Below are 26,237 nucleotides of genomic sequence, written 5' to 3'. Positions count from 1 at the left end.
TTTCTGTTGTTTCGTCATTGCTTCGCTCCGCTCTCCGCCACAAGCGCATTGATGTGCTCGACGGCTTCGGCAAACTCTTCCTTGAACTCCTGCACCAGGGCGCCCGCGGATTTCACGCTGTCGATCAGGCCGACACCCTGGCCGACGAAATAACTGACGAGATCTCGCGCCTTGGCGTTGCCGGCGGCCGCCGCCCGGTCGATCGAATTGAAGGCGTCGCGGCTGATGATGCTTTGAAGCGGCATCGGCAGGGCGCCCGGACTTTCCGGCGCGCGGTCCCAAGCGTCGGTCCAGACCGAGCGGAGCTGCCGCGCCGGCTTGCCGGTGCGGCCTTTCGAGCGGATCGCATCGCGCGACGAGGCCGCGATCATCTTCTCGCGAAAGATCTCGCTGGTCTCGGATTCGACGGTCGCCAGCCACACCGAACCGGTCCAGGCGCCGGCCGCACCCATCGCCATGCAGGCCGCCATCTGCCGGCCGGTCATGATGCCGCCGGCCGCAAGCACCGGCACGTCGCGGATCGGCTTGATGGCCTTGATCACCTCGGGCACCAGCACCATGGTCGAAACCTCGCCGCAATGGCCGCCGGCCTCGGTGCCTTGCACGACGAGGATATCAACGCCAGCCGCGACCTGGCGCAACGCGTGCTCCTTGGCGCCGACGAGGGCTGCAACCGGCACGTTGTGCTTTCTGCCCATCTCGATCATCGCCTTCGGCGGCACGCCGAGCGCATTCGCGATCAGGCGGATCGGATGATTGAACGAGACTTTGAGCAGCTCCAGCGCGGTCCCGGCGTCGAACGGTTGCGGCTGGTTGTCGTCCACCTCCGTCGTCGTCAGCTCGATGTCGTACTTCTTCAGGAGGTCGCGCGTGTAGGCGCGATGCTCCAGCGGCACGCGCGCTTCCAGGCTCTTCCAGGTGACGTCCTTCTCGCCCGATGTGGAGATGTTCTCCGGGATCAGCACGTCGATGCCGTAAGGCTTGCCATCGACGTGATCGTCGATCCATTTGAGCTCGCGCTCGAGCGTATCGGGCGTGTGCACGGTGGCGCCGAGCACGCCAAAGCCGCCGGCGCGGCTGACAGCGGCGACGACGTCGCGGCAATGGCTGAAAGCGAGCAGCGGGAACTCGATCCCCAGCATGTCGCAGATCGGCGATTTCATGGTCCTCTCCCGGCGGCCTTGCTCTTCTTGTTTTGTTGTTTTGCCTTGCAGGGGCCGTTCGACGCCAGCCCTTCGTTGCCGATGATGCCACGCCGGATTTGGGCGAGCATCTTGCGCGCAGGCGTTGCGTCGTGGGCGAAGCGCGAGCGTCAACAGATGTCAACGAACGATCCAGATCATCGGCGGCGCCGGCGGGCGACAGGCCAGTCTGCATGGCGCCGGCCTGAGGCCCGCGCCGGACGCAGAGCCGGCGGGGCTTGCCATCGGCCATCCGCGGGCTAATTAATGCAGGCGCATCTTTCGCCGGAGCTCCCGCATGACCGATACCCCCTACGTGCCGCCCAAAGTCTGGACCTGGAACAAGGAGAATGGCGGTCAGTTCGCCAGCATCAACCGGCCCATCGCGGGCCCCACCCACGACAAGGAGCTGCCGGTCGGCAAGCATCCGTTCCAGCTCTACTCCCTGGCGACGCCGAACGGGGTGAAGGTCACGGTGATGCTGGAGGAGCTTCTCGCACTGGGCCACAAGGGCGCAGAATACGACGCCTGGCTCATCAAGATCGGCAATGGCGACCAGTTCGGCAGCGGCTTCGTCGACATCAACCCGAACTCGAAGATCCCAGCGCTGATGGACCGCTCCGGCCCCGAGCCGATCCGCATCTTCGAATCCGGCTCGATCCTGTTCTATCTTGCCGAGAAGTTCGGCGCCTTCCTGCCCAAGGAGATCAAGGCCCGAACCGAGGCGATGTCCTGGCTGTTCTGGCAGATGGGCAGCGCGCCTTATCTCGGCGGCGGTTTCGGCCATTTCTACGCCTACGCGCCGTTCAAGATCGAATACGCCATCGATCGCTTCGCGATGGAGGTAAAGCGCCAGCTCGACGTGCTCGACCGGCGCCTTGCCGATAACGAATATCTCGCGGGCAAGGAGTACACCATCGCCGACATGGCCGTGTGGCCGTGGTACGGCGCGCTCGCCAAAGGGCTGGTCTATGGCGCCGGCGAGTTCCTGTCCGTGCAGGACTACAAGAACGTGCAGCGCTGGACCGATGAGATCGCCAAACGTCCGGCCGTGAAGCGCGGCCGCATGGTCAACCGCGTCTCCGGCGATCCCGCCAGCCAGCTCCACGAGCGCCACGACGCATCCGATTTCGAGACCAAGACGCAGGACAAGGTCGCGCCGGCGACGTAACAGGTCGCGTCCTTCGCCTCGCCCCCCGCAAGCGGGGCGAGGATGCACGATCAATCCGGTAAGATCTCCCCGGATCCACCCAGCTCCGCCGGCAGATCGGCGTATTTCGGCAGGCCGTCCCTCACCGATACCATCTTGCTCGCGTAGTTCGCATGCAGGGTCGGCTGGTGCTGGTAGCCCTTCAAAAGATTGGCATAGACGTCGATCAGCCGCATGCGCGGGTGCTCGGTCATGACATGGCCGCCGCAGCGCTTGCAGAATTTGCGATAGGAGTGCTCGGTCTTGTTGAAGGTCCCGAGCTCCGCTTCTCCATTGGTGATGCGGACGCTGTCCGACTTCCACAAGCTGAAGGCATTGATCGGTGCGGCCGACCAGGCCTGGCAATCGGCGCAGCGGCAATAGCCGGCGAAGACCGGCTTGCCCGTAACCTCGACCTCAACGGCGCCGCAAAAACAACCCCCACGGTAGCTTGCGAGCCGCTGCTCATGCGCGTCCTCGCCCTCGGCAAGAAGATCGTTGTAGCCAGGATTCTTGGTCATGAAATTGCGGATGAAGTCGCATTCGACGAAAAGCTTGCGTCCCTGTGCACGCACCGCCTCCAGCGTGGCGCGGCCGAGCCTGGAGCCGACGCCGCGGCCGCCGAGCTCGGGCGGCACCTCGGTGTGCACCAGCGTGATCGCGCCGTCGCTCTTGCGGTAGGTGACGAAGGCAACGGGCCCGTCGACATCGAGCTCGAACCGGCTGCGCTCCTCGTTGTCGTGAAAGGTTTCCGGCATCGTCTCGCTCCCTGTGTCAGCTATCCCTTGGGATGTTGAGGAAGGTGTCTTTGTCCTGGCCGTTCGGCTTGCGGTTCGCCGCAAACATGCACAGCGGCGGATCCTCGCAGAAGGCGTTGAAGAAGCTGAACGGGGCGGCGTTGACGACGCCGGTCGGTCCCGCCGAGGTCACCCACGCGATCGGCCGCGGCAGCATGAAGGAGGTCAGCACCTTGTAGCGCTCGCGTGGCGTCAGGTCGCTGGCGGCGTAGTCCATGGCGGCTCCGATTACCGGGAGACTTCGTAGGGGGATCAGCCGAAGGCGTAATCCGCCATCTCGCAAGAAAAAGGGCGGATTACGCCTTGCTAATCCGCCCTACGATCCGGGCTCTCCTCCTCAGAACGGGGAGAGGAAGAGGAGAGAGTCTCTTACGCCATGCTCAGCTCGTGGCGGCCCACCACCATCCAGTGCACCTCGTCCGGGCCGTCCGCAAAGCGGAGGTGACGGACGTCCTGGTACATCTCGGCGAGCGGGGTCCAGTGCGAGATGCCGGTGGCGCCGTGCATCTGGATCGCCTGGTCGATGATCTTGCAGGCGCGCTCGGGCACCATGGCCTTGACCATGGAGACCCAGACGCGGGCCTCCTTGTTGCCGAGCACGTCCATCGCCTTGGCCGCCTTCAGCACCATCAGCCGCATCGCCTCGATCTCGCAGCGGGCCTGCGCGATGATCTGCATGTTGCCGCCGAGATAGGCGATCTTCTTGCCGAAAGCTTCGCGGGTGAGGCCACGCTGCACCATCAAATCGAGCGCCTTCTCGGCCTTGCCGATGGTGCGCATGCAATGATGGATGCGGCCGGGCCCGAGGCGGAGTTGCGAGATCTCGAAGCCGCGGCCTTCGCCGAGCAGCATGTTCTCCTTGGGCACGCGCACATTGTTGAAGCGCATGTGCATGTGGCCGCGCGGCGCGTGGTCCTGACCGAACACGTACATGGGGCCGAGCACCTCGACGCCGGGGGTGTCGCGCGGCACCAGGATCTGCGACTGCTGCTTGCTCGGCGCCGCATCCGGATTGGTCTTCACCATCACGATGAGGATCTTGCAGCGCGGATCGCCGACGCCGGAGATGTAATACTTCTCGCCGTTGATGACCCATTCGTCGCCGACGAGCTTTGCGGTCGTTGAGATGTTCTTGGCGTCGGAGGAGGCGACGTTCGGCTCGGTCATGACATAGGCCGAGCGGATCTCGCCGTTCATCAGCGGCTTCAGCCACTTTTCCTTCTGCTCCTTGGTGCCGACACGCTCCAGCACCTCCATGTTGCCGGTGTCGGGCGCCGAGCAGTTCATGGTCTCCGACGCCAGCGGGCTCTTGCCGAGCTCGGCGGCGATATAGGCGTAATCGAGGTTCTTCAGGCCCTGGCCGGTCTCGTCATCGGGCAGGAAGAAATTCCACAGACCTTCCTTCTTGGCCTTGTTCTTGGCGACCTCGAGCACCTCGAGCTGCTTCGGCGTGAAGCTCCAGCGATCTTCCTTGCCTTCGCCCGCCTTGGCGAATTCGATTGACATCGGCTCGACCGTCTCGCGGATGAACTTCTTGACGTGATCGTAGAGCGGCCGGACCTGGTCCGACATCCTGAGGTCATTGAGCTCATCGCCCGGATTGAGCGTGTAGTTGGTCGTACGGGGAATATAGCTGTGCTTTGTCATTGTTCCTCCCGGGGGACGCTGAGATCGTGTTGGCCGGGAGAATAGTCGCAGCGCCGCGAAAGTGCGAGCGTGTATTTCTCACGCGCGCCATGCCACGCGATGGAATTTTCGCGAGCGCGTTTGAAATGTTGTTTGAATGGGGGTGAGGAGGCCGCTGTTGCGTGCGCCACACGCTCCGCTGTCATCGCCCGGCGAAGACCGGGCGATCCAGAATTCCAGAGGCCGCAGCGATAGAAATCGAGAAGCCGCGGCGTACTGGATGCCCCGCCTTCGCGGGGCATGACAGGAGTGGTTGTCGCTCAATCAGCTCGGCATCCGATGCATCGCGCAGATCTTGTTGCCGTCGAGATCGCGCAAATAGGCGAGATAGAGCTTGTTTCCCGCGCCCTCGCGGACGCCGGGCGGATTCTCGATCGGCGTTCCGCCGGCGGCGACACCGGCGGCATGCCACTTGTCGACCTGCTCGGGCGAGTTGGCGGCAAAGCCGATGGTGCCGCCGTTGGCGCAGGTCGCCGGCTCGCCGTTGATCGGCTTGGTCACCGAGAACACGCCGGTCTTGGTGAAGTAGAAGATGCGATGGCCGTCGACCTTGGCCGGCCGCACCTCGAGCGTGCTCAGCAGGCTGTCGTAGAACGTCTTGGCCCTGTCGAGGTCGTTGGTGCCGATCATGATATGTGAAAACATTTGCCTTCCCCCTCAGAGTTGTAGCCCGGATGGAGCGTAGCGAAATCCGGGTCTTACTTGCTTTTGAAAGTCCCGGATTACGCTACGCTCCCATCCGGGCTACGAAGAATCAAAACGCCGTATAGCCGCCGTCGATCACGAACGTGTCGGCGGTGTGATACGACGACGCCTTGCTCATCAGATACACCGCGATGCCGCCGAAATCGCTGGCCTCGCCGAAGCGCCGCATCGGGATGCGCGGCATCACATTGGCCACGAATTTTTCGTTGGCCATGATGCCCGCGGTCATGTCGCTCTTGATCCAGCCGGGCAGGATCGCGTTCGCGGTGACGCCGTGGCGGGCGAGCTCGACGCCGAGCGCGCGCACCAGCGCGTTGATGGCAGCTTTCGTCGCGGCATAATGTTCGTTGCGCGCGGTGCCGAAGATCGAGGCGAGGCTCGAGGTCGCGACCAGCCGGCCAAAGGGGTCGCCGGCATTGGCGCGGTCGGTCATGTGTTTTGCCGCAGCCTGGAACGCGTGGAACACGCCGTCGAGATTGGTCGCGAACATCGTGCGCCATTCATCTTCGGTTCGCTCGATGAAGGAGCGCCGTCCGCCGCCGCCGATGCCGGCATTGGCGAAACAGCCATCGACCCGTCCGAAGGTGTCGAGCGTCGCCTTCATCGCGGCATTGACCGACGCGGGATCGGTGACGTCGCAGATTCGGGTATCGACCTTGCCTGAAAGGCCGGTCATGCTCGCGGCAGCGGCCTTGTTCTTGTCGGCGTTGCGGCCCCAGATCGAGATGTTGCAACCCTGGCCGGCGAGCGCCTGCGCGATGCCAAGCCCGATGCCGCCATTGCCGCCGGTGATCACGGCGACACGGCCGGTGAGGTCGAAAAGGTTCATGGCGCGTTTCCTGTTTTTAGTATGCGGCGCATCAGCCGCTGCGCGCAAGATTGCTTGCTATGCTGCAATCACCATGGACAAGACCGCGCCAAAAATCAAATATGCGCCCCGGCAAAACCAAATTCCGGTCTGCGAAACTGGCGCGGGCTGCAACTGACGAGGAAACGATGCAGTTCAAACACGTCACGCTCGAATTCGATGGTTCGGTCGCGATCCTCAAGCTCGACCATCAGGAGGTGATGAACGCGGTCTCCGTTGACATGCTGGGCGGTCTCTCCGATGCGCTCGACGCGATCGAGGAGAAGAAGGACGAGGTGCGCTGCGTGGTGCTGACCGGCGCGGGCCGTGCGTTCTGCACCGGTGCCAATCTGCAAGGCCGCAACAACCAGTCGAAGAAGACCAAGGCCGGCCTGACACTGGAGACCGGCTTTCATCCGTTCCTGCGCCGCATCCGCAATCTGCACTGTCCGATCGTGACCGCGGTCAACGGTCCGGCCGCCGGTGCCGGCATGAGCTTCGCGCTGCTCGGCGATATGATCTTGTGCGCACGTTCCTCCTACTTCCTGCAAGCCTTCCGCCGCATCGGTCTCGTGCCGGATTGCGGCTCGACCTGGCTCTTGCCGCGCCTGATCGGCAAGGCGCGTTCGGTCGAACTGTCGCTGATGGGCGAGCGTCTCCCGGCCGAGAAGGCGTTGGAATGGGGCCTCGTCAACCGCGTCTATGATGACGGCGTGCTGATGGAAGAAGCGATGAAGCTTGCGCGCGATCTCGCCAGCGGCCCGACGGTGGCGCTGGCGCTGATCCGCAAGCTCTATTGGGATAGCCCGGAAAATTCCTTCGAGGATCAGCTCAATCTCGAGTTCCAGTGCCAGCTCCGCGCCGGCGATACGCAGGATTTTCGCGAGGGCGTCGGCGCATTCCTGGAGAAGCGGCCCGCGCAGTTCAAAGGCAAATGATCGAGGCGGAGCTATCCTGCAGCGTTCAGCGCTGGTGTCCAGGCGCGACCGGCGTCACCAGCGCGGCAAAGCTGTCGGGCGGCGCCAGTCAGGAGACCTGGCGCTTCGATATCACCCATCCCGACGGGCCGATCGGCGCAATCCTGCGCCGCTCGCCGAAGGGGTACGGCGCAGCGCCGACGCGGGCTGCAGGGCTTGCCGCCGAAGCGCAGCTGATGCAGCTCGCTTACGAGGCGGGCGTGCCGTCGCCGCGGGTGATGCACGTGCTGACGCCGGATGAAGAGCTCGGCACCGGCTTCATCATGCAGCGGGTCGAGGGGGAGACCATCGCCCGCAAGATTCTTCGTGATGATGAATTCGCTGCCGTACGTCCCATCCTGGCGCGGCAGGTCGGCGGCGTGCTTGCTGGTTTGCATCGGCTGCCGCAGGACAAATTGCCGAAACTGCGCAGCAGGTCGGCCACGCAGGAGATTGCCGAGTTCGACCGTGACTATCGCAGCCTGAATTGGCCAAAGCCCGTGTTCGAGCTGGCGCTGCGCTGGCTGCGCGATCATGATCCCGGCCCGTCGGCCGAGACGACACTGGTGCACGGCGATTTCCGCAACGGCAATCTCATCATCGGCGCCGACGGCGTTCGCGCGGTGCTCGACTGGGAGCTCGCTCATCTCGGCGATCCCATGGAGGACCTCGGCTGGATCTGCGTCAACTCCTGGCGCTTTGGCGAGATCGATAAGCCTGTCGGTGGCTTCGGCTCGCGCGAGGAGCTGTTCGCGGGCTACGAGGCTGCCGGCCGCAGGGTCGATGCAGCGCGCGTCAAGTTCTGGGAAGTGATGGGGACGCTGCGTTGGGGCATCATGTGCGGTGGCATGATGCAGCGGTTCCGCGAGGGACCGGATCATTCGATGGAGCGCGCCATGATCGGCCGCCGCGCGTCGGAGACCGAGATCGATCTGTTACGGCTGCTGGCGCCGCGGGGAGGATAGGCATGCAGGACGAACCGACCCCGATCGAGCTGACCAAGGCGGTCGCCGATTTCCTCCGCAACGACATCACGCCGCTGATATCCGGCCATCAGGCGTTCAAGCTGCGCGTCGCGGTCAACATCCTCGACCTCGTGACGCGACAGTTGACGCAGGAGGAGGGGAGCGATGCGAGGGAAGTGGAGCGGCTGCGCGGGCTGCTCGGTGTCAACGGCTCGGTCACGGAGCTGAACCGCGCGCTCGCTGAGCGCATCGCGAAAGGCGAGGTTGATCTCGCAACGCCGGGGCTCGCCGAGCATCTGTGGGCGACCACGATGGACAAGCTCGCCGTCGATCAGCCGAACTACGCGTCCTACAAGCGAGAGCTGGAGCGAGGCGGCTAGGCCGCGCCAAATTCTCCGCTGTCATCGCCCGACTTGATCGAGCGATCCAGTATTCCAGAGAGGGCCGTGAGCTACGGAAAAGCCGCGGCGTACTGGATGCCCCGGTCAAGCCGCAGGGGAATCGCATGTGGGTTTGAGGGTGGTATTGCGCGGGCCAGCGATATGGATTCTGAAGAGGACTCCCGATTCGGCGTGGGGGTCCTATGCGCAAGATTCGCAGTATCTTCAGTACGTTGCCAGATCCGCGTGCACCCAACGCACTGCACGACCTGCTGGACCTCATCGTCATCGCGCTGGCAACGGTGTTGTGCGGAGGACAGGGCGCGACGGATATGGAGGTTTTCGCGTCGTCCAAGGAAAAGCTGTTGCGGCAATTCCTTCGGTTGGAGCACGGAATCCCCAGTCACGATACGTTCAGCCGGGTCTTCAACGCGCTCGATCCGGGGGCTTTCGAACAGGCCTTCCGAAGCTTTATGGCAGCATTCGCAGAGGCCAACGGGATCAAGCTCACCGGCGTGGTGGCAGTCGATGGCAAAGCTGTTCGAGGAGCTTACGAACGCGGTCGCAGCGCCACGCCACTGCACATGGTCAATGTCTTTGCAACCGAAGCCCGCATGGCCCTGGCTGCATGCAAGGCGCCAGGCCGCAACGAGGCCCAAGGTGCCCTGGATGTGCTGCAAATGCTTTCGCTCGAAGGCTGCATCGTCACTGCCGACGCCCTGCATTGCAATCGTCCCTTCGCCAAGAAGGTGCTCGAGCGTGGCGCCCACTACGTGCTGGCTCTCAAGGAAAATCAAAGCAAACTGTTCGCGGAGGTCGAGCGCTGCTTTGCCCGCTCGGGCAAGCGCAGCGTGGCTCAACGACGCGAGCCGAGCACGCACGATCGATGCGAATCCCGGCGCGCCACCGTCATGCGCAACATCAGTCTGGGTACGACAAACCGCTTTCCCGGAGTGGCGGCCGTGGCTCGCATCACTTCGCGCCGCCGACTGCATGGCAAACCCGCCGGCAAGCCGTCCGTGCGATATTACTTGTTGTCCAAATACCTGCCCGCAAGACGATTGTTGCAGGTCGTCCGAGGCCATTGGAGCATCGAGAATCAGTTGCACTGGGTGCTCGATGTCGTCTTTGGCGAAGACGCTTGCCGAACCAGAAAAAACAACGGCCCCGAGAACTTCGCGATCTTGCGGCGAGCTGCAATCAATCTCATTCGAGCCCACCCCGCCCGCATCTCCATGCGACAGAAGGTCAAACGAGCAGGCTGGGAAGACGAATTCCTTCTCAGCCTTATCGGTCACATGCGATAGCCCTGGGTCAAGCCGGGGCATGAAACTGATGATGTTGGGCGCACTCAGACTTACGGCGATGCGATCGCACTATTTCCCTTGCCATTTCGGCGGCCGCTTCTCCGAGAACGCCTTTGGCCCCTCGATGTAATCCTGCGAGGCCACCATCGCCTTCACCGCGGGATATTCGCGCTGCTCCTCGATCGCCTGCTCGAGTGACACGGCGAGGCCCCTGCGGATGGTCTGCTTGGAGGCGCGGATCGACATCGGCGAGTTCTTGGTGATCGTCTCGGCCCAGCGCAGCGCGCCCGCGAGCGCCTCGCCTTGCGGAACCACTTCGTTGACGAAGCCGAGCTCATGTCCCTCCTTGGCGCTGACATGGCGCGCGGTGAGGATCATGCCCATGGCGCGCTTCAGCCCGATCTGGCGCGGCAGCCGGTGCAGGCCGCCGGCGAGCGCGGCAAGGCCGACGCGTGGCTCGGGCAGGGCGAAGGTCGCGTTCTCCGAGGCAATGATGAGATCGCAGGCCAGCGCGATTTCAAAGCCGCCGCCCATGGCGACGCCGTTGACCGCGGCGATGATCGGCTTGTCGCAGTCGAAGCGCGAGGTGAGGCCGGCAAAGCCGCCCTTGTCCCAGCCGCGTTTTCCCCCCGCCGCCTGCCACTTCAGATCGTTGCCGGCACAGAACGCCTTGTCGCCGGCACCCGTGACGACCGCGACCCATTGCTCGGGGTCCGCGGCGAAATCGTCAAACACCTTGTTGAGCTCGAAATGCGCATCGATGTGCAGCGCGTTGTAGACCTCGGGCCGCGACAGCGTGATGATCGTGATCGGCCCCTTGCGTTCCACCTTTGAGAATTTCAGCTCCATCGCGCGCTCCCGCAGTTTTTCGTAAGGGAATGTTGACGTCATACTACTGCGCGTCAACGCAAGAGCACCATCGAATTGCGCGGGTGCGCCTTGCGCGCCTCACACGCGTCGGCTTGCTTGACTTGCACGCGCTCTTCTCACCTTAATCGAGCGAAGCACGAATGCGCCTAGCGCCTTAACACAAAACGACAAAATCAATCCGGGAGAGAACCTGTGGATTTCTCATTGCCTGCCGATCTCGTCGCCTATCTCGGAGAACTCGACCGTTTCATCGCGCGCGAGATCAAGCCGCTGGAACAGGCCGATGACAACATCCGCTTCTTCGATCATCGCCGCGAATGGGCGCGCACCGATTTCGAGAACGGCGGCCTGCCGCGGCATGAGTGGGAAGCGCTGCTGCGCAAGGCGAAAGACCTTGCGGATGCCGCCGGTCACCTCCGCTTTCCGGTGCCGAAGCAATATGGCGGCAAGGACGGATCCAATCTCTGGATGGCCGTGATCCGCGAGCATTTCGCCGCCAAGGGCCTCGGCCTGCACAACGACCTCCAGAACGAGCACTCGATCGTCGGCAATTTCCCCGTCGTCACCATGCTCGACCGCTACGGCCGCGACGACCAGAAGGCGATGATCGACGGCTCGATCAAGGGCAAGTACCGCATCACCTTTGGCCTCACCGAGCCGCATCACGGCTCCGACGCGACCCACATGGAGACGCGCGCGGTGCCTGCTGTCAGGGACAACGTCAAGGGCTGGATCATCAACGGCGAGAAGATGTGGACGACAGGCATGCACGTCGCCACCCATTGCGCGCTGTTCGCGCGCACGTCGGGCAATGACGGCGATGCCCGCGGCATCACCTGCTTCCTGGTGCCGGCCAAGAGCCACGGCGTGAAGGTCGAGGAATATATGTGGACCTTCAACATGCCGACCGACCACCCGCGCGTCAGCTTTACCGATGTGTTCGTGCCTGAGGACGCGCAGTTCGGCGAAGTCGGCCGCGGGCTGTCGCTGGCGCAATGCTTCGTGCATCAGAACCGCATCCGTCAGGCGGCGAGTTCGCTGGGAGCTGCGGTCTACTGCATCAACGAGAGCGTCAAATACGCGCGCGAGCGAAAACCGTTCGGCAAGGCGCTTGCCGAGAACCAGGCGATCCAGTTCCCGCTGGTCGAGCTCGCGACGCAGGCCGAGATGCTGCGTCTGTTGATCCGCAAGACCGCCTGGGAGATGGACCAGCTCACCGAGGAGCAGATCGAGCGCACGCTCTCCGACCGCGTCTCGATGTGCAACTATTGGGCAAACCGCCTCTGTTGTGAGGCGGCCGACCGCGCCATGCAGGTCCATGGCGGCATGGGCTATTCGCGCCACAAGCCGTTCGAGCATATCTACCGCCACCACCGGCGCTACCGCATCACTGAGGGGAGCGAGGAGATCCAGATGCGGAAAGTGGCGGGGTTCCTGTTCGGGTATATGGGGCCGGGGAAGCACTGAGACGTCGCTATGAGCGAAGCGACCTGCGGTCTTACCGCGGAGGCCGCCTGGATTGCTTCGTCGCAAGGGCTCCTCGCAATGACGGGGAGGCAGTTGCGCCTCTGCCTCTACGCCGTCATTGCGAGCGAAGCGAAGCAATCCAGAACACTCCGCGGAGCCGGGCTCGATTGCCTTATCGCATCTTGATCAATTCACCCGTCGATCCTTCCCCGCCCAATACGGCTCGCGCAATTGTCGCCGCAAGATCTTGCCTGACGGATTCCGCGGCAGCGCCGGCAGAAACTCCACGCTTTTCGGCGTCTTGAAGCCGGCGATGCGCTCGCGGGTGAAGTTGATGATGTCGGTGGCGGTGGCCTCTTTGCCGGGCTTCATCACCACCATGGCCTTCACCGCCTCGCCCCATTTGTCGTCGGGCACGCCGATCACGGCGGCTTCGGCGACGTCAGGATGATCGCACAGCGCGCTCTCCACTTCAGCGGGGTAGATGTTCTCGCCGCCGGAGATGATCATGTCCTTGATGCGGTCGTGGATGTAGAGGTAGCCGTCCTCGTCCATGTAGCCGGCATCGCCCGTGCGCAGCCAGCCGTCGCCGCGCAGCGTCGAGGCGGTTGCCTCCGGCAGATTCCAGTAGCCTGCCATGTTGGAGCCCGAGCGCGTCGCGATCTCGCCGACCTGGCGCGGCGGCAGCGGCTTGCCGTCCGCGTCCAAAATCGCGATCTCGACGCCCGGCAGCGCCTTGCCGGCGGAGCGCATCCGCTCGAGACCTTCGACGTGATCCTCCGGCGGCAGCGCGACGATGGTGCCCGTCGTCTCGGTCATGCCGTACATCTGCACGAAGCCGCATTTGAAGACCTCGATGCACTCCTTCAGCAGCGCCGCCGGAATCGGCGAGGCGCCGTACAGCATGTATTTCAGTCGCGAGAAATCCACCGTCCTTGCGCGCGGTTGTCGCACCACGAACTGCATCGCTGCAGGCACCATGAAGAGTTTCGTGATGCCCGACTGCTCGAAGAAATCCAGCACCTTGGTCGGATCGAACTCGCGCGCGATCACGCCGCGGGCGCCGTGATAGAGCCCCATCACGCCCCAGCCCGAGCCGCCGATATGGAAGATCGGCATCGCGACCAGCGAGACATCGTCGGTCGACCACCGGTTCCATTCCGGCTTGTCCTCGGCATTGCCTGTCTGAACGAGGTTGAGGAAGTTCGCGTGGCTCAGCATCGCGCCCTTCGGCTTGCCTGTGGTGCCTGAGGTATAGAGCTGGATCGCGATGTCCTTGGTGTCGATCGGAACCTTCGGGTCGTTGCCGCTCTGCGCCTCGCGCCAGGCCGCAAAATCCTGCCATTCCGGTGCGCCGCCCTCGGTGGTGATGACGGTGCGCACGCCGGGGATCTGATCCCTGATCTGCCGAACCTGGGTGATGAACTCGGGTCCCACGAACAGCACCGGCGCCTTGCAATCGGAGACGATGAAGGCGACCTCGGGGCCCGCGAGCCGCCAATTCACCGGCGCCATCACGACGCCGGCCTTCATGGCGCCCATCAGCAGCTCGAAGTAAGAGTCGCTGTTCTTGCCGAGATAGGCAATGCGGTCGCCCTTCTTCACGCCCATCGCGACGAGGGCATTGGCAACCTTGTTGGTGTTGACGTCGAACTCGGCAAAGCTGGTGACGCGGCCCTCGAACTCGTAGGCGATAGCGTTGCCGCGGCTCGCCGCGCGCTCGCGCACCATGTCGGCGAGATCAGCCAATGGCCGTGTGGACATGTTTCCCCCATGGGCGTTTTGTTTTTGTGCGGGGAGTGTGGCGTCATCCGCGGGTGAAGACAAGGTGGGGCGATTGAGGCGAAGCTGCTTCGACACCGTCGTCCTGGCGAAAGCCAGGACCCATAGCCACAAAACGCAATTTGGCGAAGAAAGGTCATTGCCAATCTTCGCCAAACTAGACTCGATGGTAGTGGGTCCTGGCTTTCGCCAGGACGACGGCTGAGGGCAAGGCGAATGCGTCAGCTTTCTTACGCTACCCCCGCTTCGCCCGGTCCTTCTCGTTCTGCGCCATGATGCTCTCGCGCGCGGTCTTCCAGTCGTCGTCGCTCCAGTCGCGGAGCTGGTAGAAATTGCCGCCCATGGCGAGCGCCTGCGCGCCGTCCATCGCAATCGTTTCGCCGGTGATCCAGTCGCAGCCGCCGGAGATCAGGAACACGGCGAGGTTCTGCAGTTCCTCCATGGTGCCGACGCGGCCCATCGGGTTCATCGCCTTGGTGCGCGCGCCGGCCTCGTCGCCGGGCTTGATGCGCTTGCTCATGCCCTCGGTCGGGATCTCGCCCGGCGCGATGGTGTTGAGGCGGATGCCGTGGCGGCCCCATTCGGTCGCGAGCGACATCGTCATGGCGTGGATCGCCGACTTGCTCATCGCCGACGGCACCACGTAGGGCGAGCCGTTGCGCACCCAGGTCACCGTGATCGAGACGACGTTGCCGGGCTCCTTCAGGGCGATCCAGCGCTTGCCGACCGCATGGGTCACGTAGAACGTACCGTGCATCACGATGTTGGCGACGGCATCGAAGCCGCGCGGCGAGAGCTCTTCCGTGCGCGAGATGAAATTGCCGGCGGCGTTGTTGATGAGATCGGTCAGCGGCGCCTCGCGAAAGATGTTGTCGATCATCTCCTCGACCGCGAGCGCATTGCGGATGTCGACGCCGTGGCTGGTGACGCGACCGCCATACTCACCCATCAGCTCGATCGCGGTCTCGTCGCAAACGATCTTGCGCCGCCCGCAGATGTGAACCTCGGCGCCGAGCTGGAGGAAACGTGCCGCCATCGACTTGCCGAGGCCGGTGCCGCCGCCGGTCACGAGAATGCGCCGTCCAGCCAGAAGATTTTCCTTGAACATGGCTGTTTCTCCCGTACGGATTGTCAGTTAATTGGTCGATTGACTAAAACCGGCTGCCAGCTTTCTGTAAAGCGGCACCGAACAAGAACAGGGAGAATTCATCCATGGAAGAGCGCGTCTCGATCTCGATCTCGGAAGGCGTCGCCGACGTGCGCCTGGTGCGCGCGGACAAGATGAATGCGCTCGATCAGGCCATGTTCGAGGCCCTTGTTGCGGCAACCGAGCGGCTTTCGAAGGAAAAGGGCGTGCGCGTTGTCGTGTTGTCGGGCGATGGCCGTGCCTTCTGCGCCGGTCTCGACATGGGGCGTTTTGCCGCCATGAAGGAGAAGGGCGGCAACGGAATTCCGGGCGGCGAAAATCGCGATCTCACCAAGCGCACGCACGGCCAGGCGAACTTCCCGCAACAGGCGGTGTGGGGCTGGCGCCAGCTTCCGGTTCCAGTGATCGCCGCCGTACATGGCGTTGCCTTCGGCGGCGGCTTCCAGCTCTCGCTCGGCGCCGACATGCGTTTCCTGAGCCCCGATGCGCGGATGTCGGTGATGGAAATCAAATGGGGCCTGGTCCCTGACATGGCGGGAACGCCGATCCTTGCTTCACTCGTGCGCGACGACATCTTGCGCGATCTCACCTACACGGGGCGGATCTTCTCTGCGCAGGAGGCGATGACTTACGGCCTCGCCACCCGCATCTGCGACGATCCGCGCGCTGCCGCGCTCGAAGTCGCACGCGAGATTGCGGCAAAAAGCCCCGATGCGATCCGCGCCGCGAAGCGGCTGCTGAACAACCTCTCGGTCGATCCGGGTCCCGCGCTGCTCGCTGAATCCGTCGAGCAGCAGAAGCTGATCGGCAGCCCGAACCAGACCGAAGCGGTGCGCTCGAACCTGGAAAAGCGCGCGGCGAGGTATGTGGATTAGCAGCTCCCCGTCATTCCGGGGCGATGCGAAGCATCGAGCCCGGAATGCATGACCCCGGCTCGTGGTTATGGATTCCGGGCCTGCGCCTTTGGCGCATCCCGGAATGACGAACGTGGTTGTGGCTACAGTCTTCAACCCGACGAAAGATCGGAAAACAAAAATGAGCGAAACGTCCCTGTTCCTCGGCATCGTCTCCGGCGACCGCCGCCGCTCCCATAGCGAGGTCGCCGATCGCGCCGACCGGATCGCGTCCGGTCTGGCCAAGTCAGGCGTCCGCCAGGGCGATTGCGTCTGCATGCTGATGCGCAACGACATCGCCTTCCTCGAGGCTGCCTACGCCGCGATGCGGTTGGGCGCCTATGGCGTGCCGATCAACTGGCACTTCAAGCCGGAGGAGATCAACTACATCCTTGGCGACACCGGAACCTCCGTGCTGATCGGCCACGCCGACATGCTGCACGCCTTGCGCGATGTGATTCCGAAAGGCGTTACCGTGCTCAGCGTACCCACGCCACCGGAGATCCTGGCAAACTACAAGATCGATCCCGATCATCTCAAGACGCCGGACTTCGCGATCGATTTCGAATCCTGGCTCTCGCAGTTCCAGCCTTATGACGGCCCGGTCGTGCCGCAGCCGATGAACATGATCTACACGTCAGGCACGACAGGTCATCCCAAGGGCGTGCGCCGGAACGCGCCGACGCCGGAGCAGCAGGCCGCCGGTGAGCGCATGCGCGCGATGATCTACGGCTTGAAGCCCGGCGCCCGCGCCATCCTGCCGGGTCCGCTCTATCACTCCGCGCCGAACTCGTTCGGCATCCGCTCCGGCAAGCTCGGCGGCGCGCTGGTGCTGATGCCGCGCTTCGAGCCGGAAGAGTTTCTGCAAGCGATCGAGCGATACAAGATCGACACGATCTTCATGGTGCCGACCATGTTCATCCGCCTAATGAAGCTGCCGGAGGAGGTCCGCAAGAAATACGACGTCTCCTCGCTTCGCCACATCATCCACGCCGCCGCGCCATGCCCCGCGGACGTCAAGCGCGCCATGATCGAATGGTGGGGGCCGGTGATCTATGAATTTTACGGCTCGACCGAATCGAGTGCCGTGACCTTCGCGACCTCCGAGGACGCGCTCAAGAAGCCGGGGACGGTCGGCAGGATTTCGCCCGGCGCCGAGTTGCGGTTCATCGGCGATGACGGCCGGGTGCTTGATGTCGGCGAGATCGGCGAGATCTATTCCCGCATGCCTGAAATGGCCGACTTCACCTATCACAACAAGCCGGAGAAGCGTGCCGAGATCGACCGCGACGGTTTCATTACCTCGGGCGACGTCGGCTATATCGACGAAGACGGCTACGTCTTCATCTGCGATCGCAAGCGCGACATGGTGATATCAGGCGGCGTCAACATCTATCCGGCCGAGATCGAATCCGTGCTGCACGCAGTGCCCGGCGTGCATGATTGCGCCGTGTTCGGCATCCCCGATGCCGAATTCGGCGAGGCGCTGATGGCGGTTGTCGAGCTCCAACCTGACGTCACGCTCGGTGTCGCCGGCATTCGCGCGCGACTGAAGAGTTCGCTCGCCGACTACAAGGTGCCGAAGCATATCGAGATCCGCACCGGCCTGCCGCGCGAAGACTCAGGCAAGATTTTCAAGCGCCGCCTGCGCGATCCCTATTGGGAGCAGGCGGGACGGAAGATCTGAGGGCTTCCGGGCTACGTGAAAACAGTGCCGAATTGGGCGCCTAGACCAGCTCCCCGCCGACGAACAGCAGGAACGACCGGCCCGGCACCTTGTAGACGCTGTCGAACTCGAATCGGGCGCCGGATGCGCCGTCGGCGACATTGGTGTCGAGCAGCAGCGACCAGCAAGGTCCGGCCGTGGTGCGCGGCAGCTTGAAGTCGACCTCGCCCTCATAGCTGTTGAGGATGATCAGCACGCTGTCGTCCTCGCCACGGCGCGGGATGGCCGTTTTGCGTGCGCGGCCGTCGAGCATGGCCCCGAAGCATTTCAGCCAGCCGCTTTCCCACTCGCCGTTCGACATCTCGCCGCCATTGGCATTGATCCAGACGACATCGCGGATGTCGAGCTGGGCGTCATGCACGCCGGTGAGGAAGCGGCTGCGGCGCAGGATCGGATAGTCGCGTCTCAGCTGAATCACACGCTTGGTGAAGGCGAGCAGCTTTTGCGCGTCCTCGCCCATGGTCCAGTCGAACCAGGAGATATCGCTGTCCTGGCAATAGGCGTTGTTGTTGCCCTGTTGGGTCCGGCCGAACTCGTCGCCGCCGAGCAGCATCGGCGTTCCCTGCGAGAGCAGCAGGGTCGCCAGCATGTTGCGCTTCTGCCGCTCGCGCAGGGTCGTGACATCCTTGTTGTCGGTCGGGCCTTCGACGCCGCAGTTCCAGGAGCGGTTGCTGGAATTGCCGTCGCGGTTGCCCTCGCCATTGGCTTCGTTGTGCTTGTCGTTGTAGCTCGCCCAGTCGTTCAGCGTGAAGCCGTCATGAGCCGTGATGAAGTTGACGCTGGCCCATGAGCGACGGCCGCCCCAGCGCCCGAAGATGTCGCCCGAGCCGAGGAGCCGCGCGGCGAGCGCGGATGGCGGCGCCTCGCCGCGCCAATAATCGCGCACCGTGTCGCGATATTTGTCGTTCCACTCGGCCCATCCGGGCGGGAAGCCGCCGACCTGATAGCCGCCGGGTCCGCAGTCCCAGGGCTCGGCGATCAGCTTGACGGTCGACAGCAGCGGATCCTGGTCCATCGCCTTCAGAAATCCGCTCTGCTCGTCGAAGCCGTAGACCTCGCGCGCGAGAATGGTGCCGAGATCGAAGCGGAAGCCGTCGATATGCATGTGGCCAGCCCAGTAGCGCAAGCTGTCCATCACCATCTGGATCACGCGCGGATGGGACAGGTTGACGGTATTTCCGGTGCCGGTGTCGTTGATGTAATAGCGCTTCCGGTCGGGCAGGAGGCGATAATAGCTCGCATTGTCGATGCCCTTGAAGGACAGCGTCGGCCCGAGCTCGTTGCCTTCGGCGGTGTGGTTGTAGACGACGTCGAGGATGACTTCGAGCCCGGCGCCGTGCAGCTTGGAGACCATCTCCTTGAACTCGCGCAGGCTGTTCGGCACGTCCGATGCGTAGCGCGGGTCGGGTGCGAAGAAGCCGATTGTGTTGTAGCCCCAGTAATTGACGAGGTTCTTCCTGAGAAGATTGTCGTCGTTGATGAAGGAATGCACCGGCAGCAGCTCGATCGAGGTCACGCCGAGCGATGTCAGGTGGGCGATCATCTCGGGCGCCGCGAAGCCGGCATAGGTGCCGCGCAGGTTTTCCGGCACCGCAGGATGCTTCTTCGTAAACCCCTTGACGTGGGTCTCGTAGACGATGGTCTCGTCCCAATGGACGTTCTGCCGGGCGGCTTCTGCCTGCCAGTCGAAATCAGGATCGACCACGACGCATTTCGGCATGAACGGCGCGCTGTCGCGTTGGTCGAAGGTCGTGTCGTCGCCCGTCTCCATGATGTAGCCGAACACCGCCGGATTCCAGGTCAGGCTCCCGGCATGGGCGCGGGCATAGGGATCGAGCAGCAGCTTGTTGGGATTGAAGCGGTGACCGGCGTCGGGCTGATAGGGCCCATAGACGCGGTAGCCGTAAAAAGTGCCGGGGCCGACGCCGGAGATGTAGCCGTGGAAGACCTGGTCGGTATATTCCGGCAGCTCGAAGCGATGCGTCTCGCGATCGCCATCGTACAGGCAGACTTCCACCTTGGTGGCATTGGCCGAAAACACCGCAAAATTGGTGCCGTTGCCGCTCCAATGGGCACCCAGCGGATAAGGCAGGCCTTCCTCGATGACGAAATCGGACATTTGAATCCCCCAGGCCCCGATGGCCGCGACAGCAACGCCATTGCGTTCCAAATGTTTCAAACGCCGTGCCATCCTGGGCACTGCGTGCGTCAATTCGATGAAATGGGAGCCGTCTTCGCAACGACGAATTTCGCACCTATATAGGCGGGATCATTGACCTCCGGATGATCCCAGGGTTCTTAAACTCATGTCCCCAGTTTCGATCCTGCTCAACCTGATCTGGATTCTCATCGGCGGCGCCTGGATGGCCTTCGGCTGGCTGGTGGCCTCGGTCATCATGGCCATCACCATCATCGGGCTGCCCTGGGCGCGGGCGGCGTTCAACATCGCCATTTACACGCTGCTGCCGTTCGGCTCGCGCGCGGTCAGCCGTGACGAGGTCACCGGCATGAGCGATATCGGCACCGGCGCCCTCGGGGTGATCGGCAACATCATCTGGTTCGTGCTGGCCGGCTGGTGGCTGGCGCTCGGGCATCTCCTGACGGCCGTGCTCTTCGCCATCACCATCATCGGCCTTCCCTTCGCCTGGGCCCACCTGAAGCTCGCGGGTATCGCGCTTTGGCCGATCGGCAAGGTGATCGTGCCGGCCTGACCTGCCGACGCGTTTCCGCTCGCGGCGCACGGCTGTGTGCGCCGCCCCCAACTTCATCTTGCACTGCGGCAGAAAAATATCGCACACTCGGTCCGCCGGGGAGCCATTGGGAGCTCTAGAACAGGAGCGAGCCATGTCCCTCCAGACAGTACCAACTGACGCCACCGATCTTCGCCCGAACCGGCCTGAGGACGTCCAGGCGCTGGAGGCCGATGCGCGGCTGCGCGACGACATCCGCCTGCTCGGACGCATCCTGGGCGATACGGTGCGCGACCAGGAGGGAGCCGATGTGTTCGACCTGGTCGAGCGTATCAGACAGACCTCGATCCGGTTCCATCGTGACGAGGACCGGGTTGCCCGCCGCGAGCTCGAGCAGATCCTCGACAGCATGTCGACCTCGGAAACGGTCCGGATCGTCCGCGCCTTCAGCTATTTTTCTCACCTCGCCAACATCGCCGAGGATCAGAACAACATCCGCCAGATGCGTACCCGCAGCGCCGCCAACGGCTCTGGCGTGCTGGCGCAAACATTGGCCAACGCCAAGGTCGCCGGCATTGCCGCTGACACGCTGCGCAGCTTCTTCAAGACCGCGCTCGTCAGCCCGGTGCTGACCGCGCATCCGACCGAAGTCCGCCGCAAGAGCACCATGGACCGCGAGATGGAGGTCGCTGCCTTGCTCGACCGCCGCGAGCGGGTCGCGCTGACCGCGGACGAGGCCGCGGCCAGCGACGAGCAGCTTCGCCGCGAGGTGCTGACGCTGTGGCAGACCAATCTGCTCCGCCGCACCAAGCTCACCGTGCTCGACGAGGTCGCCAACGGCCTGTCATTCTACGACTATACCTTCCTTCGCGAGGTGCCGCGGCTGGTCAACGCTCTCGAGGACCGGCTGGAGGAGGGCGGTGTTGAGGCCGCGAGCGAGCTCGCTTCGTTCCTGAGGATGGGGAGCTGGATCGGGGGCGATCGCGACGGCAATCCCTTCGTCACTGCCGACGTGATGCGCGGCACGCTGCGGCTGCAGTCGAGCCGCGTGATGCAGTTTTATCTCGAAGAGCTGCACGTGCTCGGCTCCGAACTGTCGATCGCGGCCCATCTGGCCGATGTCTCCGAGGAGCTGCGGAACCTCGCGGAGCGCTCGCCCGACACCTCGCCGCACCGGAGCGGCGAGCCCTATCGCCTTGCGGTCTCCGGCATCTATGCGCGCCTGACCGCGACGGCCGAGAAGCTCGAGGTCGAAATCACTCGCCGGCCGGTCGGCAAGGGCGCGCCTTACGGAAGCGTCAAGGAGCTGCAGGCCGATCTCGACGTGCTGCATCGCTCGCTGATCTCCAACAACGCCCGCGTCATCGCGCGGGGCCGGCTGCGGCTGCTGCGGCGCGCGGTGGATTGCTTCGGCTTCCATCTGGCGCGGCTCGATATCCGGCAGAACTCGGCGGTGCACGAACGCACCATCGCCGAGCTGATGGACGCCGCCAACCCCGGCATGTCCTATCTCGCGCTCGGCGAGGAGGCGCGCATCTCGCTGCTCACCAACGAATTGCGCTCGACGCGCGCGCTGGTGTCGCCCTTCGTCAAGTACAGCGACGAAACCATGGGCGAGCTCAACGTCTTCCATGCGGCCGCAGAAGCGCATGCCAAGTTCGGTTCGGACGCGATCCCCCAATGCATCATCTCGATGTGCAAGGGCATGTCGGACATGCTCGAAGTCGCGGTGCTGCTCAAGGAGGTCGGCCTCGTCCATCCCTCCGGGCGCAGCGCCATCAACATCGTGCCACTGTTCGAGACCATCGAGGATTTGCAGGCCTCTTCAGGCATCATGGACCGCATGCTGTCGCTGCACGACTACCGCCGCCTCGTCGATAGCCGCGGTAGCGTGCAGGAAGTCATGCTCGGCTATTCCGACAGCAACAAGGATGGCGGCTTCGTCACCTCCGGCTGGGAGCTGTACAAGGCCGAGATCGGGCTCGTCGACGTGTTCGAGCGTCATCACGTGCGGCTGCGCCTTTTCCACGGCCGTGGCGGCTCGGTCGGCCGCGGCGGCGGACCGAGCTATGACGCCATCGTCGCCCAGCCGGGCGGCGCCGTGAACGGCCAGATTCGCATCACCGAGCAGGGCGAGATCATCTCGTCGAAATATTCCAACGCCGAAGTCGGCCGCAACAATCTGGAGATCCTGGCTGCGGCGACGCTGGATGCGAGCTTGTTGCGGCCGCGCGAGAGCGCGCCGCGCCGCGAATACCTCATCGCGATGGACGAGCTTTCAAATCTCGCCTTCAAGGCTTATCGCGGCCTCGTCTACGAGACCGAGGGCTTCGTCGACTATTTCTGGTCATCGACCGTGATCAACGAGATCGCGACGCTGAACATCGGCAGCCGCCCGGCGTCGCGCAAGAAGACCCGCGCCATCGAGGATCTGCGCGCGATCCCCTGGGTGTTCTCGTGGGCGCAATGCCGCCTGATGCTGCCGGGCTGGTACGGCTTCGGCAGCGCGGTCGAGCAGTGGATTGCCGAGCATCCCGACAAGGGCATGCCGTTCCTGAAAGAGCTCTACAAGGAATGGCCCTTCTTCCGCATGCTGCTGTCGAACATGGACATGGTGCTGGCGAAAAGCTCGATCGCGATCGCCTCGCGCTATGCCGAGCTCGTGCCCGACGAGGCCTTGCGCGAAAAAATCTTCGGCCGCATCCGCCGCGAATGGCATTCCTGCATCGAGACGCTATTGGACATCATGGGGCAGGACCGCCTGCTGCAGGGCAATCCGCTGCTCGAACGCTCGGTGCGCCACCGCTTTCCCTATCTGGATCCTCTCAATCACGTGCAGGTCGAGCTCTTGCGGGAGCACCGTGCCCGGAACCCCGACGAGCAGGTGCTGCGCGGGATTCAGCTGACGATCAACGGCATCTCGGCGGGGTTGCGGAATACGGGGTAGGGGGCGAACGGCGAGTAGCGAATAGAGCTCCTATTCGCCATTCGCCACTCACCATTCGCGCAAGCTACACCGGATCCCACGGGAAGATATCGGCCGAGCGATCCAGCTTGTAGAACGAGCCCTTCAGCGCCGGCATGCCGTGTTCCGCGATCGACTGCGGCGTCCAGCCTTCGCTGCGATGGACCGAACGCAACGGACGGTTCTGGCTGAACAGGAACAGCTCGTTCATGCGCGCGCCGAAGATCTGCCCGGTGACGTCCTTCGCGGCATCGGAGAGCAGGTAGGCGCAGATCGGCGCGATCTTCTCGGGGCCCATCTGCTTGATCTTCTCGACGCGCGCCTTCTCGGCTTCGGTCTCGGTCGGGATGGTGCCGATCATGCGGGTCCAGGCGAACGGGGACACGCAGTTCGAACGGACGTTGAAGCGGCCCATGTCGAGCGCGATCGACTTGGAGAGGCCGATGATGCCGAGCTTGGCGGCGGCATAGTTGGCCTGGCCAAAATTGCCGATCAGGCCGGAGGTCGAGGTGAAGTGCACGAAGGAGCCGCTCTCCTGCTCGCGGAAGATGCGCGCGGCCGCGTGGCTGACATAGAACGAGCCCATCAGATGCACCTTGATGACGGCCTCGAACGCTTCCACGCTCATCTTGTGGAAGATCATGTCGCGCAAAATGCCGGCATTGTTGACGACGCCATCCAGCTTGCCGAAGGCATCGGTCGCAGTCTTCACGATCTTGCTGGCCGGGATCGCTTCCGCGACCGACTCGAAATTGGCAACGGCTGTGCCGCCACGCTTCTTGATCTCCTCGACCACCTCTTCGGCGGGAGTCGCGCTCGAACCGGCGCCGTCAGCAGCCCCGCCTGGATCGTTGACGACAACCTTGGCGCCCTCGGCCGCACAGAGCAGCGCGATCTCGCGCCCGATGCCGCGCCCAGCGCCGGTGACGATGATGACCTTGTCCTGCAGTGATTTGCTCATGTGGGTTACCTCTCGTTCGTAAACACGATCGTGCCCGACGCCGCGAACATGCCGCCGACGCCGTGGCACACCGAAATTTTCGCATTCGGCACTTGCGCCGGCGCGATGCCGCGCATCTGGCGCACGCTCTCCTGGAGCGCGTACATGCCGTACATGCCCGAATGCATGTAGGACAGGCCGCCGCCATTGGTATTGAGCGGCAGTTTACCACCGGGCCGCGTGTTGCCGTCCGCGATGAACTTGCCGGTCTCCTCATGCGGCATGAAGCCGAGATCCCCGAGGCCAAACAGCGGCAGATGCGCAAAGGCGTCGTAGATCATCAGGTGATCGACGTCCTTGTGCGCGATGCCGGCTTCCTTGAAGGCGAGGGGGCCGGCGGTCTTGAACGCACGCGAGGAGTTGAAAGTCTCCATCTGGCTCACCATCGGCGTTTCCACGCTCTCGCCGGTGCCCATGATATAAACGGACTTGCGCGGAAAGTCCCTGGCGCGGTCGGCCGAGGTGAGGATCAGCGCGCCGCCGCCGTCGGTGACGAGGCAGCACTGCAGCAGCCGGAACGGATAGGCGATCATGCGCGAGTTGAGCACGTCGGCGACCGTGATCGGATCCTTCATCATTGCGCGCGGATTCCTGGCCGCCCATTCGCGCTGCACGACGGCGACCGCCGCAAGCTGCTCATGGGTGATGCCGTAGGTCTTCATGAAGCGCAGCACGGGGATCGGGAACATGCTGGGCGGGCCGTAGACGCCATAGGGGGCTTCGAACTGGCCCTGCAGACTGTCGGCGGGGATCGAGCGCGGCGCCTTGCCGATCATCGACTTTCCGCTCTCGGCATGCGTGATCAGCACGGTCTTGCAAAGGCCGGCCTCGATCGCCGCGGCCGCATGACGGACGTGCAGCATGAAGGAGCAGCCGCCGACGGAGGTGCCGTCCACCCAGGTCGGCTTGATGCCGAGATAGTGGCAGACCTGCTGCGGCGTTTCGACCGCGGTCGCGAAACCGTCGATGTCGGAGAGCTTCAGTCCGGCATCGGCGATGGCGTTGAGCGCTGCATCCGCGTGGAGCTGGAGCTGCGAGGCGTTGGGGATGATTCCGAGCTCGGTGGTCTCGGCCGCGCCGACGACGGCAACCTGGTTCTTGCGCATGGCTTACCCCTTCGCCGGACGGAACACGGGCAGGGTGATCTTGTCGTCCAGTTGCTGGAACGCGACCTCGAGATTCATGTCGAGCTCCAGTGCTTCCGGCGTTTGCGGGCAGTCGATGATGTTGCTCATCATCCGCGGTCCTTCGTCAAGCTCGACCACGGCGATCGCGTAAGGCGGCGTGAAGCCCGGCGCGGCAGGGCGGTGGTTGATCACGTAGCTGTAGAGGAAGCCCTTGCCGCTCGCCTTGAAGACGGAGACCTTGCGCGAGGCGCAGGACGGGCAGAACGGGCGCGGTGGGAAGTAGACATGCGCACAAGCATCGCAGCGTTGCAGACGCAGCTCGCCCGCTTTGGTGCCATCCCAGAAGTGCTGGGTTTCCGGCGTCGGTTTCGGTCGTGCGCGCTGCGGTTCGGCCATGTCGGCAGCTCCTCCCAAAGGCGAGAACTTGATGCTCGTCCGTTTCAATCTTGATGCGCCAATTGACTATCGCGCGTCAACGGTCCAGCAAAGAGCTCTGCACGCCATGTATTCCACCATGCGCACAATTGCTGACGGCGTGCTTGTGTGCCAGTAAGTCG

23 protein-coding genes and 1 pseudogene are annotated in these 26,237 nt (G+C 63.7%); 11 read left to right on the top strand and 13 right to left on the bottom strand.

What is annotated here, in order from left to right; genetic code table 11:
- Nucleotides 1-14: 14 nt before the first annotated feature.
- Nucleotides 15-1,163 (bottom strand): nitronate monooxygenase, encoded by a 1,149-nt coding sequence (locus XH91_RS24470; protein ID WP_128952952.1) that lies wholly within the window; start codon nt 1,161-1,163, stop codon nt 15-17.
- A gap of 316 nt (nt 1,164-1,479) precedes the next feature.
- Between XH91_RS24470 and yghU the strand changes: the two genes are divergently transcribed.
- Nucleotides 1,480-2,352 carry a glutathione-dependent disulfide-bond oxidoreductase gene (gene yghU / locus XH91_RS24465; protein ID WP_128952951.1) on the top strand — a complete coding sequence of 291 codons (873 nt, stop codon included), beginning with the start codon at nt 1,480-1,482 and terminating at the stop codon, nt 2,350-2,352.
- Nucleotides 2,353-2,402: 50 nt separating this feature from the next.
- On the opposite strand, the gene XH91_RS24460 is transcribed toward yghU, so the two are convergent.
- The 5 genes and pseudogenes from XH91_RS24460 to XH91_RS24440 form a co-directional block, all read right to left on the bottom strand.
- A complete protein-coding gene (locus tag XH91_RS24460; protein WP_347338585.1) occupies nt 2,403-3,128 on the bottom strand; it encodes an N-acetyltransferase in 726 nt (241 codons plus the stop codon).
- Nucleotides 3,129-3,153: 25 nt separating this feature from the next.
- Nucleotides 3,154-3,384: pseudogene (locus XH91_RS24455) on the bottom strand (flavin reductase family protein); the annotation flags it as partial.
- 152 nt (nt 3,385-3,536) lie between these two features.
- Nucleotides 3,537-4,814 (bottom strand): acyl-CoA dehydrogenase family protein, encoded by a 1,278-nt coding sequence (locus XH91_RS24450; RefSeq protein WP_128952950.1) that lies wholly within the window; start codon nt 4,812-4,814, stop codon nt 3,537-3,539.
- 303 nt (nt 4,815-5,117) lie between these two features.
- Nucleotides 5,118-5,498, bottom strand: a complete 381-nt coding sequence (locus XH91_RS24445; RefSeq protein WP_128952949.1) for a VOC family protein — start codon at nt 5,496-5,498, stop codon at nt 5,118-5,120.
- 109 nt (nt 5,499-5,607) lie between these two features.
- Nucleotides 5,608-6,387 (bottom strand): SDR family NAD(P)-dependent oxidoreductase, encoded by a 780-nt coding sequence (locus XH91_RS24440; protein WP_128952948.1) that lies wholly within the window; start codon nt 6,385-6,387, stop codon nt 5,608-5,610.
- Between XH91_RS24440 and XH91_RS39000 the strand changes: the two genes are divergently transcribed.
- The 5 genes from XH91_RS39000 to XH91_RS24420 all read left to right on the top strand — a co-directional run bounded on the left by XH91_RS39000 (nt 6,386) and on the right by XH91_RS24420 (nt 10,013).
- Entirely contained in the window at nt 6,386-6,544 is a 159-nt protein-coding gene (locus XH91_RS39000; RefSeq protein ID WP_164933775.1) for a hypothetical protein, read from the top strand. The two genes, XH91_RS24440 and XH91_RS39000, sit on opposite strands and share 2 nt — an antisense overlap.
- A gap of 10 nt (nt 6,545-6,554) precedes the next feature.
- The gene (locus XH91_RS24435; protein ID WP_128952947.1) at nt 6,555-7,343 is read left to right on the top strand and encodes an enoyl-CoA hydratase/isomerase; all 789 of its coding nucleotides are present in this window, start codon (nt 6,555-6,557) and stop codon (nt 7,341-7,343) included.
- Nucleotides 7,340-8,326: a phosphotransferase family protein gene (locus XH91_RS24430; protein ID WP_128952946.1), complete on the top strand. Its 987-nt coding sequence runs from the start codon at nt 7,340-7,342 to the stop codon at nt 8,324-8,326. Before XH91_RS24435 ends, XH91_RS24430 begins: the two co-directional genes overlap by 4 nt.
- 2 nt (nt 8,327-8,328) lie before the next feature.
- A complete protein-coding gene (locus tag XH91_RS24425) occupies nt 8,329-8,706 on the top strand; it encodes a DUF6285 domain-containing protein (RefSeq protein WP_128952945.1) in 378 nt (125 codons plus the stop codon).
- 203 nt (nt 8,707-8,909) lie between these two features.
- The gene (locus XH91_RS24420; protein ID WP_100175217.1) at nt 8,910-10,013 is read left to right on the top strand and encodes an ISAs1 family transposase; all 1,104 of its coding nucleotides are present in this window, start codon (nt 8,910-8,912) and stop codon (nt 10,011-10,013) included.
- Nucleotides 10,014-10,082: 69 nt separating this feature from the next.
- Here the strand turns inward: XH91_RS24420 and XH91_RS24415 are convergent, their stop codons facing one another.
- Nucleotides 10,083-10,862 carry an enoyl-CoA hydratase-related protein gene (locus tag XH91_RS24415; RefSeq protein ID WP_128954979.1) on the bottom strand — a complete coding sequence of 260 codons (780 nt, stop codon included), beginning with the start codon at nt 10,860-10,862 and terminating at the stop codon, nt 10,083-10,085.
- Between the two features lie 213 nt (nt 10,863-11,075).
- Between XH91_RS24415 and XH91_RS24410 the strand changes: the two genes are divergently transcribed.
- Entirely contained in the window at nt 11,076-12,350 is a 1,275-nt protein-coding gene (locus XH91_RS24410; RefSeq protein ID WP_128952944.1) for an acyl-CoA dehydrogenase family protein, read from the top strand.
- Between the two features lie 186 nt (nt 12,351-12,536).
- Here XH91_RS24410 and XH91_RS24405 read toward each other — a convergent pair whose 3' ends face one another.
- Nucleotides 12,537-14,114, bottom strand: coding sequence for a fatty acid--CoA ligase (locus XH91_RS24405; RefSeq protein ID WP_128952943.1), 1,578 nt, complete (start codon nt 14,112-14,114; stop codon nt 12,537-12,539).
- A gap of 253 nt (nt 14,115-14,367) precedes the next feature.
- A complete protein-coding gene (locus XH91_RS24400; protein WP_128952942.1) occupies nt 14,368-15,240 on the bottom strand; it encodes an SDR family oxidoreductase in 873 nt (290 codons plus the stop codon).
- Between the two features lie 104 nt (nt 15,241-15,344).
- Here XH91_RS24400 and XH91_RS24395 point away from each other — a divergent pair, with 104 nt between their 5' ends.
- Both XH91_RS24395 and XH91_RS24390 read left to right on the top strand, forming a co-directional pair.
- Nucleotides 15,345-16,154 (top strand): crotonase/enoyl-CoA hydratase family protein, encoded by an 810-nt coding sequence (locus XH91_RS24395; protein ID WP_128952941.1) that lies wholly within the window; start codon nt 15,345-15,347, stop codon nt 16,152-16,154.
- A 160-nt stretch (nt 16,155-16,314) separates the two neighbouring features.
- On the top strand, nt 16,315-17,859 hold the full coding sequence (locus XH91_RS24390; RefSeq protein ID WP_128952940.1) for an acyl-CoA synthetase: 1,545 nt from the start codon (nt 16,315-16,317) through the stop codon (nt 17,857-17,859).
- Nucleotides 17,860-17,899: 40 nt separating this feature from the next.
- Here the strand turns inward: XH91_RS24390 and glgX are convergent, their stop codons facing one another.
- Nucleotides 17,900-20,017 carry a glycogen debranching protein GlgX gene (glgX, locus tag XH91_RS24385; protein WP_128952939.1) on the bottom strand — a complete coding sequence of 706 codons (2,118 nt, stop codon included), beginning with the start codon at nt 20,015-20,017 and terminating at the stop codon, nt 17,900-17,902.
- A 187-nt stretch (nt 20,018-20,204) separates the two neighbouring features.
- Here glgX and XH91_RS24380 point away from each other — a divergent pair, with 187 nt between their 5' ends.
- Nucleotides 20,205-20,609 carry a YccF domain-containing protein gene (locus tag XH91_RS24380; protein WP_128952938.1) on the top strand — a complete coding sequence of 135 codons (405 nt, stop codon included), beginning with the start codon at nt 20,205-20,207 and terminating at the stop codon, nt 20,607-20,609.
- Nucleotides 20,610-20,742: 133 nt separating this feature from the next.
- Nucleotides 20,743-23,535, top strand: coding sequence for a phosphoenolpyruvate carboxylase (gene ppc / locus XH91_RS24375; RefSeq protein WP_128952937.1), 2,793 nt, complete (start codon nt 20,743-20,745; stop codon nt 23,533-23,535).
- 64 nt (nt 23,536-23,599) lie between these two features.
- Here ppc and XH91_RS24370 read toward each other — a convergent pair whose 3' ends face one another.
- From XH91_RS24370 to XH91_RS24360, 3 genes are read right to left on the bottom strand one after another with little or no spacing between them, the layout of a single operon-like run.
- Nucleotides 23,600-24,514, bottom strand: a complete 915-nt coding sequence (locus tag XH91_RS24370) for an SDR family oxidoreductase (protein WP_128952936.1) — start codon at nt 24,512-24,514, stop codon at nt 23,600-23,602.
- Nucleotides 24,515-24,519: 5 nt separating this feature from the next.
- Entirely contained in the window at nt 24,520-25,659 is a 1,140-nt protein-coding gene (locus XH91_RS24365) for a thiolase C-terminal domain-containing protein (protein WP_128952935.1), read from the bottom strand.
- A gap of 3 nt (nt 25,660-25,662) precedes the next feature.
- Nucleotides 25,663-26,076 carry a Zn-ribbon domain-containing OB-fold protein gene (locus XH91_RS24360; protein WP_128952934.1) on the bottom strand — a complete coding sequence of 138 codons (414 nt, stop codon included), beginning with the start codon at nt 26,074-26,076 and terminating at the stop codon, nt 25,663-25,665.
- Nucleotides 26,077-26,237 lie beyond the last annotated feature (161 nt).

Origin of the sequence: Bradyrhizobium guangzhouense (assembly GCF_004114955.1) — a bacterium.
Taxonomy (GTDB): Bacteria; Pseudomonadota; Alphaproteobacteria; order Rhizobiales; family Xanthobacteraceae; genus Bradyrhizobium; species Bradyrhizobium guangzhouense.
This window is presented reverse-complemented; position numbering and strand designations above follow the sequence as displayed.

Excerpts from the sequence above, each read along its gene's own strand:
- XH91_RS24470 (WP_128952952.1), bottom strand. The coding sequence starts at position 1,163 with ATGAAATCGCCGATCTGCGACATGCTGGGGATCGAGTTCCCGCTGCTC.
- yghU (WP_128952951.1), top strand. The coding sequence starts at position 1,480 with ATGACCGATACCCCCTACGTGCCGCCCAAAGTCTGGACCTGGAACAAG.
- XH91_RS24460 (WP_347338585.1), bottom strand. The coding sequence starts at position 3,128 with ATGCCGGAAACCTTTCACGACAACGAGGAGCGCAGCCGGTTCGAGCTC.
- XH91_RS24450 (WP_128952950.1), bottom strand. The coding sequence starts at position 4,814 with ATGACAAAGCACAGCTATATTCCCCGTACGACCAACTACACGCTCAAT.
- XH91_RS24445 (WP_128952949.1), bottom strand. The coding sequence starts at position 5,498 with ATGTTTTCACATATCATGATCGGCACCAACGACCTCGACAGGGCCAAG.
- XH91_RS39000 (WP_164933775.1), top strand. The coding sequence starts at position 6,386 with ATGGCGCGTTTCCTGTTTTTAGTATGCGGCGCATCAGCCGCTGCGCGC.
- XH91_RS24440 (WP_128952948.1), bottom strand. The coding sequence starts at position 6,387 with ATGAACCTTTTCGACCTCACCGGCCGTGTCGCCGTGATCACCGGCGGC.
- XH91_RS24435 (WP_128952947.1), top strand. The coding sequence starts at position 6,555 with ATGCAGTTCAAACACGTCACGCTCGAATTCGATGGTTCGGTCGCGATC.
- XH91_RS24430 (WP_128952946.1), top strand. The coding sequence starts at position 7,340 with ATGATCGAGGCGGAGCTATCCTGCAGCGTTCAGCGCTGGTGTCCAGGC.
- XH91_RS24425 (WP_128952945.1), top strand. The coding sequence starts at position 8,329 with ATGCAGGACGAACCGACCCCGATCGAGCTGACCAAGGCGGTCGCCGAT.
- XH91_RS24420 (WP_100175217.1), top strand. The coding sequence starts at position 8,910 with ATGCGCAAGATTCGCAGTATCTTCAGTACGTTGCCAGATCCGCGTGCA.
- XH91_RS24415 (WP_128954979.1), bottom strand. The coding sequence starts at position 10,862 with ATGGAGCTGAAATTCTCAAAGGTGGAACGCAAGGGGCCGATCACGATC.
- XH91_RS24405 (WP_128952943.1), bottom strand. The coding sequence starts at position 14,114 with ATGTCCACACGGCCATTGGCTGATCTCGCCGACATGGTGCGCGAGCGC.
- XH91_RS24400 (WP_128952942.1), bottom strand. The coding sequence starts at position 15,240 with ATGTTCAAGGAAAATCTTCTGGCTGGACGGCGCATTCTCGTGACCGGC.
- XH91_RS24395 (WP_128952941.1), top strand. The coding sequence starts at position 15,345 with ATGGAAGAGCGCGTCTCGATCTCGATCTCGGAAGGCGTCGCCGACGTG.
- XH91_RS24390 (WP_128952940.1), top strand. The coding sequence starts at position 16,315 with ATGAGCGAAACGTCCCTGTTCCTCGGCATCGTCTCCGGCGACCGCCGC.
- glgX (WP_128952939.1), bottom strand. The coding sequence starts at position 20,017 with ATGTCCGATTTCGTCATCGAGGAAGGCCTGCCTTATCCGCTGGGTGCC.
- XH91_RS24380 (WP_128952938.1), top strand. The coding sequence starts at position 20,205 with ATGTCCCCAGTTTCGATCCTGCTCAACCTGATCTGGATTCTCATCGGC.
- ppc (WP_128952937.1), top strand. The coding sequence starts at position 20,743 with ATGTCCCTCCAGACAGTACCAACTGACGCCACCGATCTTCGCCCGAAC.
- XH91_RS24370 (WP_128952936.1), bottom strand. The coding sequence starts at position 24,514 with ATGAGCAAATCACTGCAGGACAAGGTCATCATCGTCACCGGCGCTGGG.
- XH91_RS24365 (WP_128952935.1), bottom strand. The coding sequence starts at position 25,659 with ATGCGCAAGAACCAGGTTGCCGTCGTCGGCGCGGCCGAGACCACCGAG.
- XH91_RS24360 (WP_128952934.1), bottom strand. The coding sequence starts at position 26,076 with ATGGCCGAACCGCAGCGCGCACGACCGAAACCGACGCCGGAAACCCAG.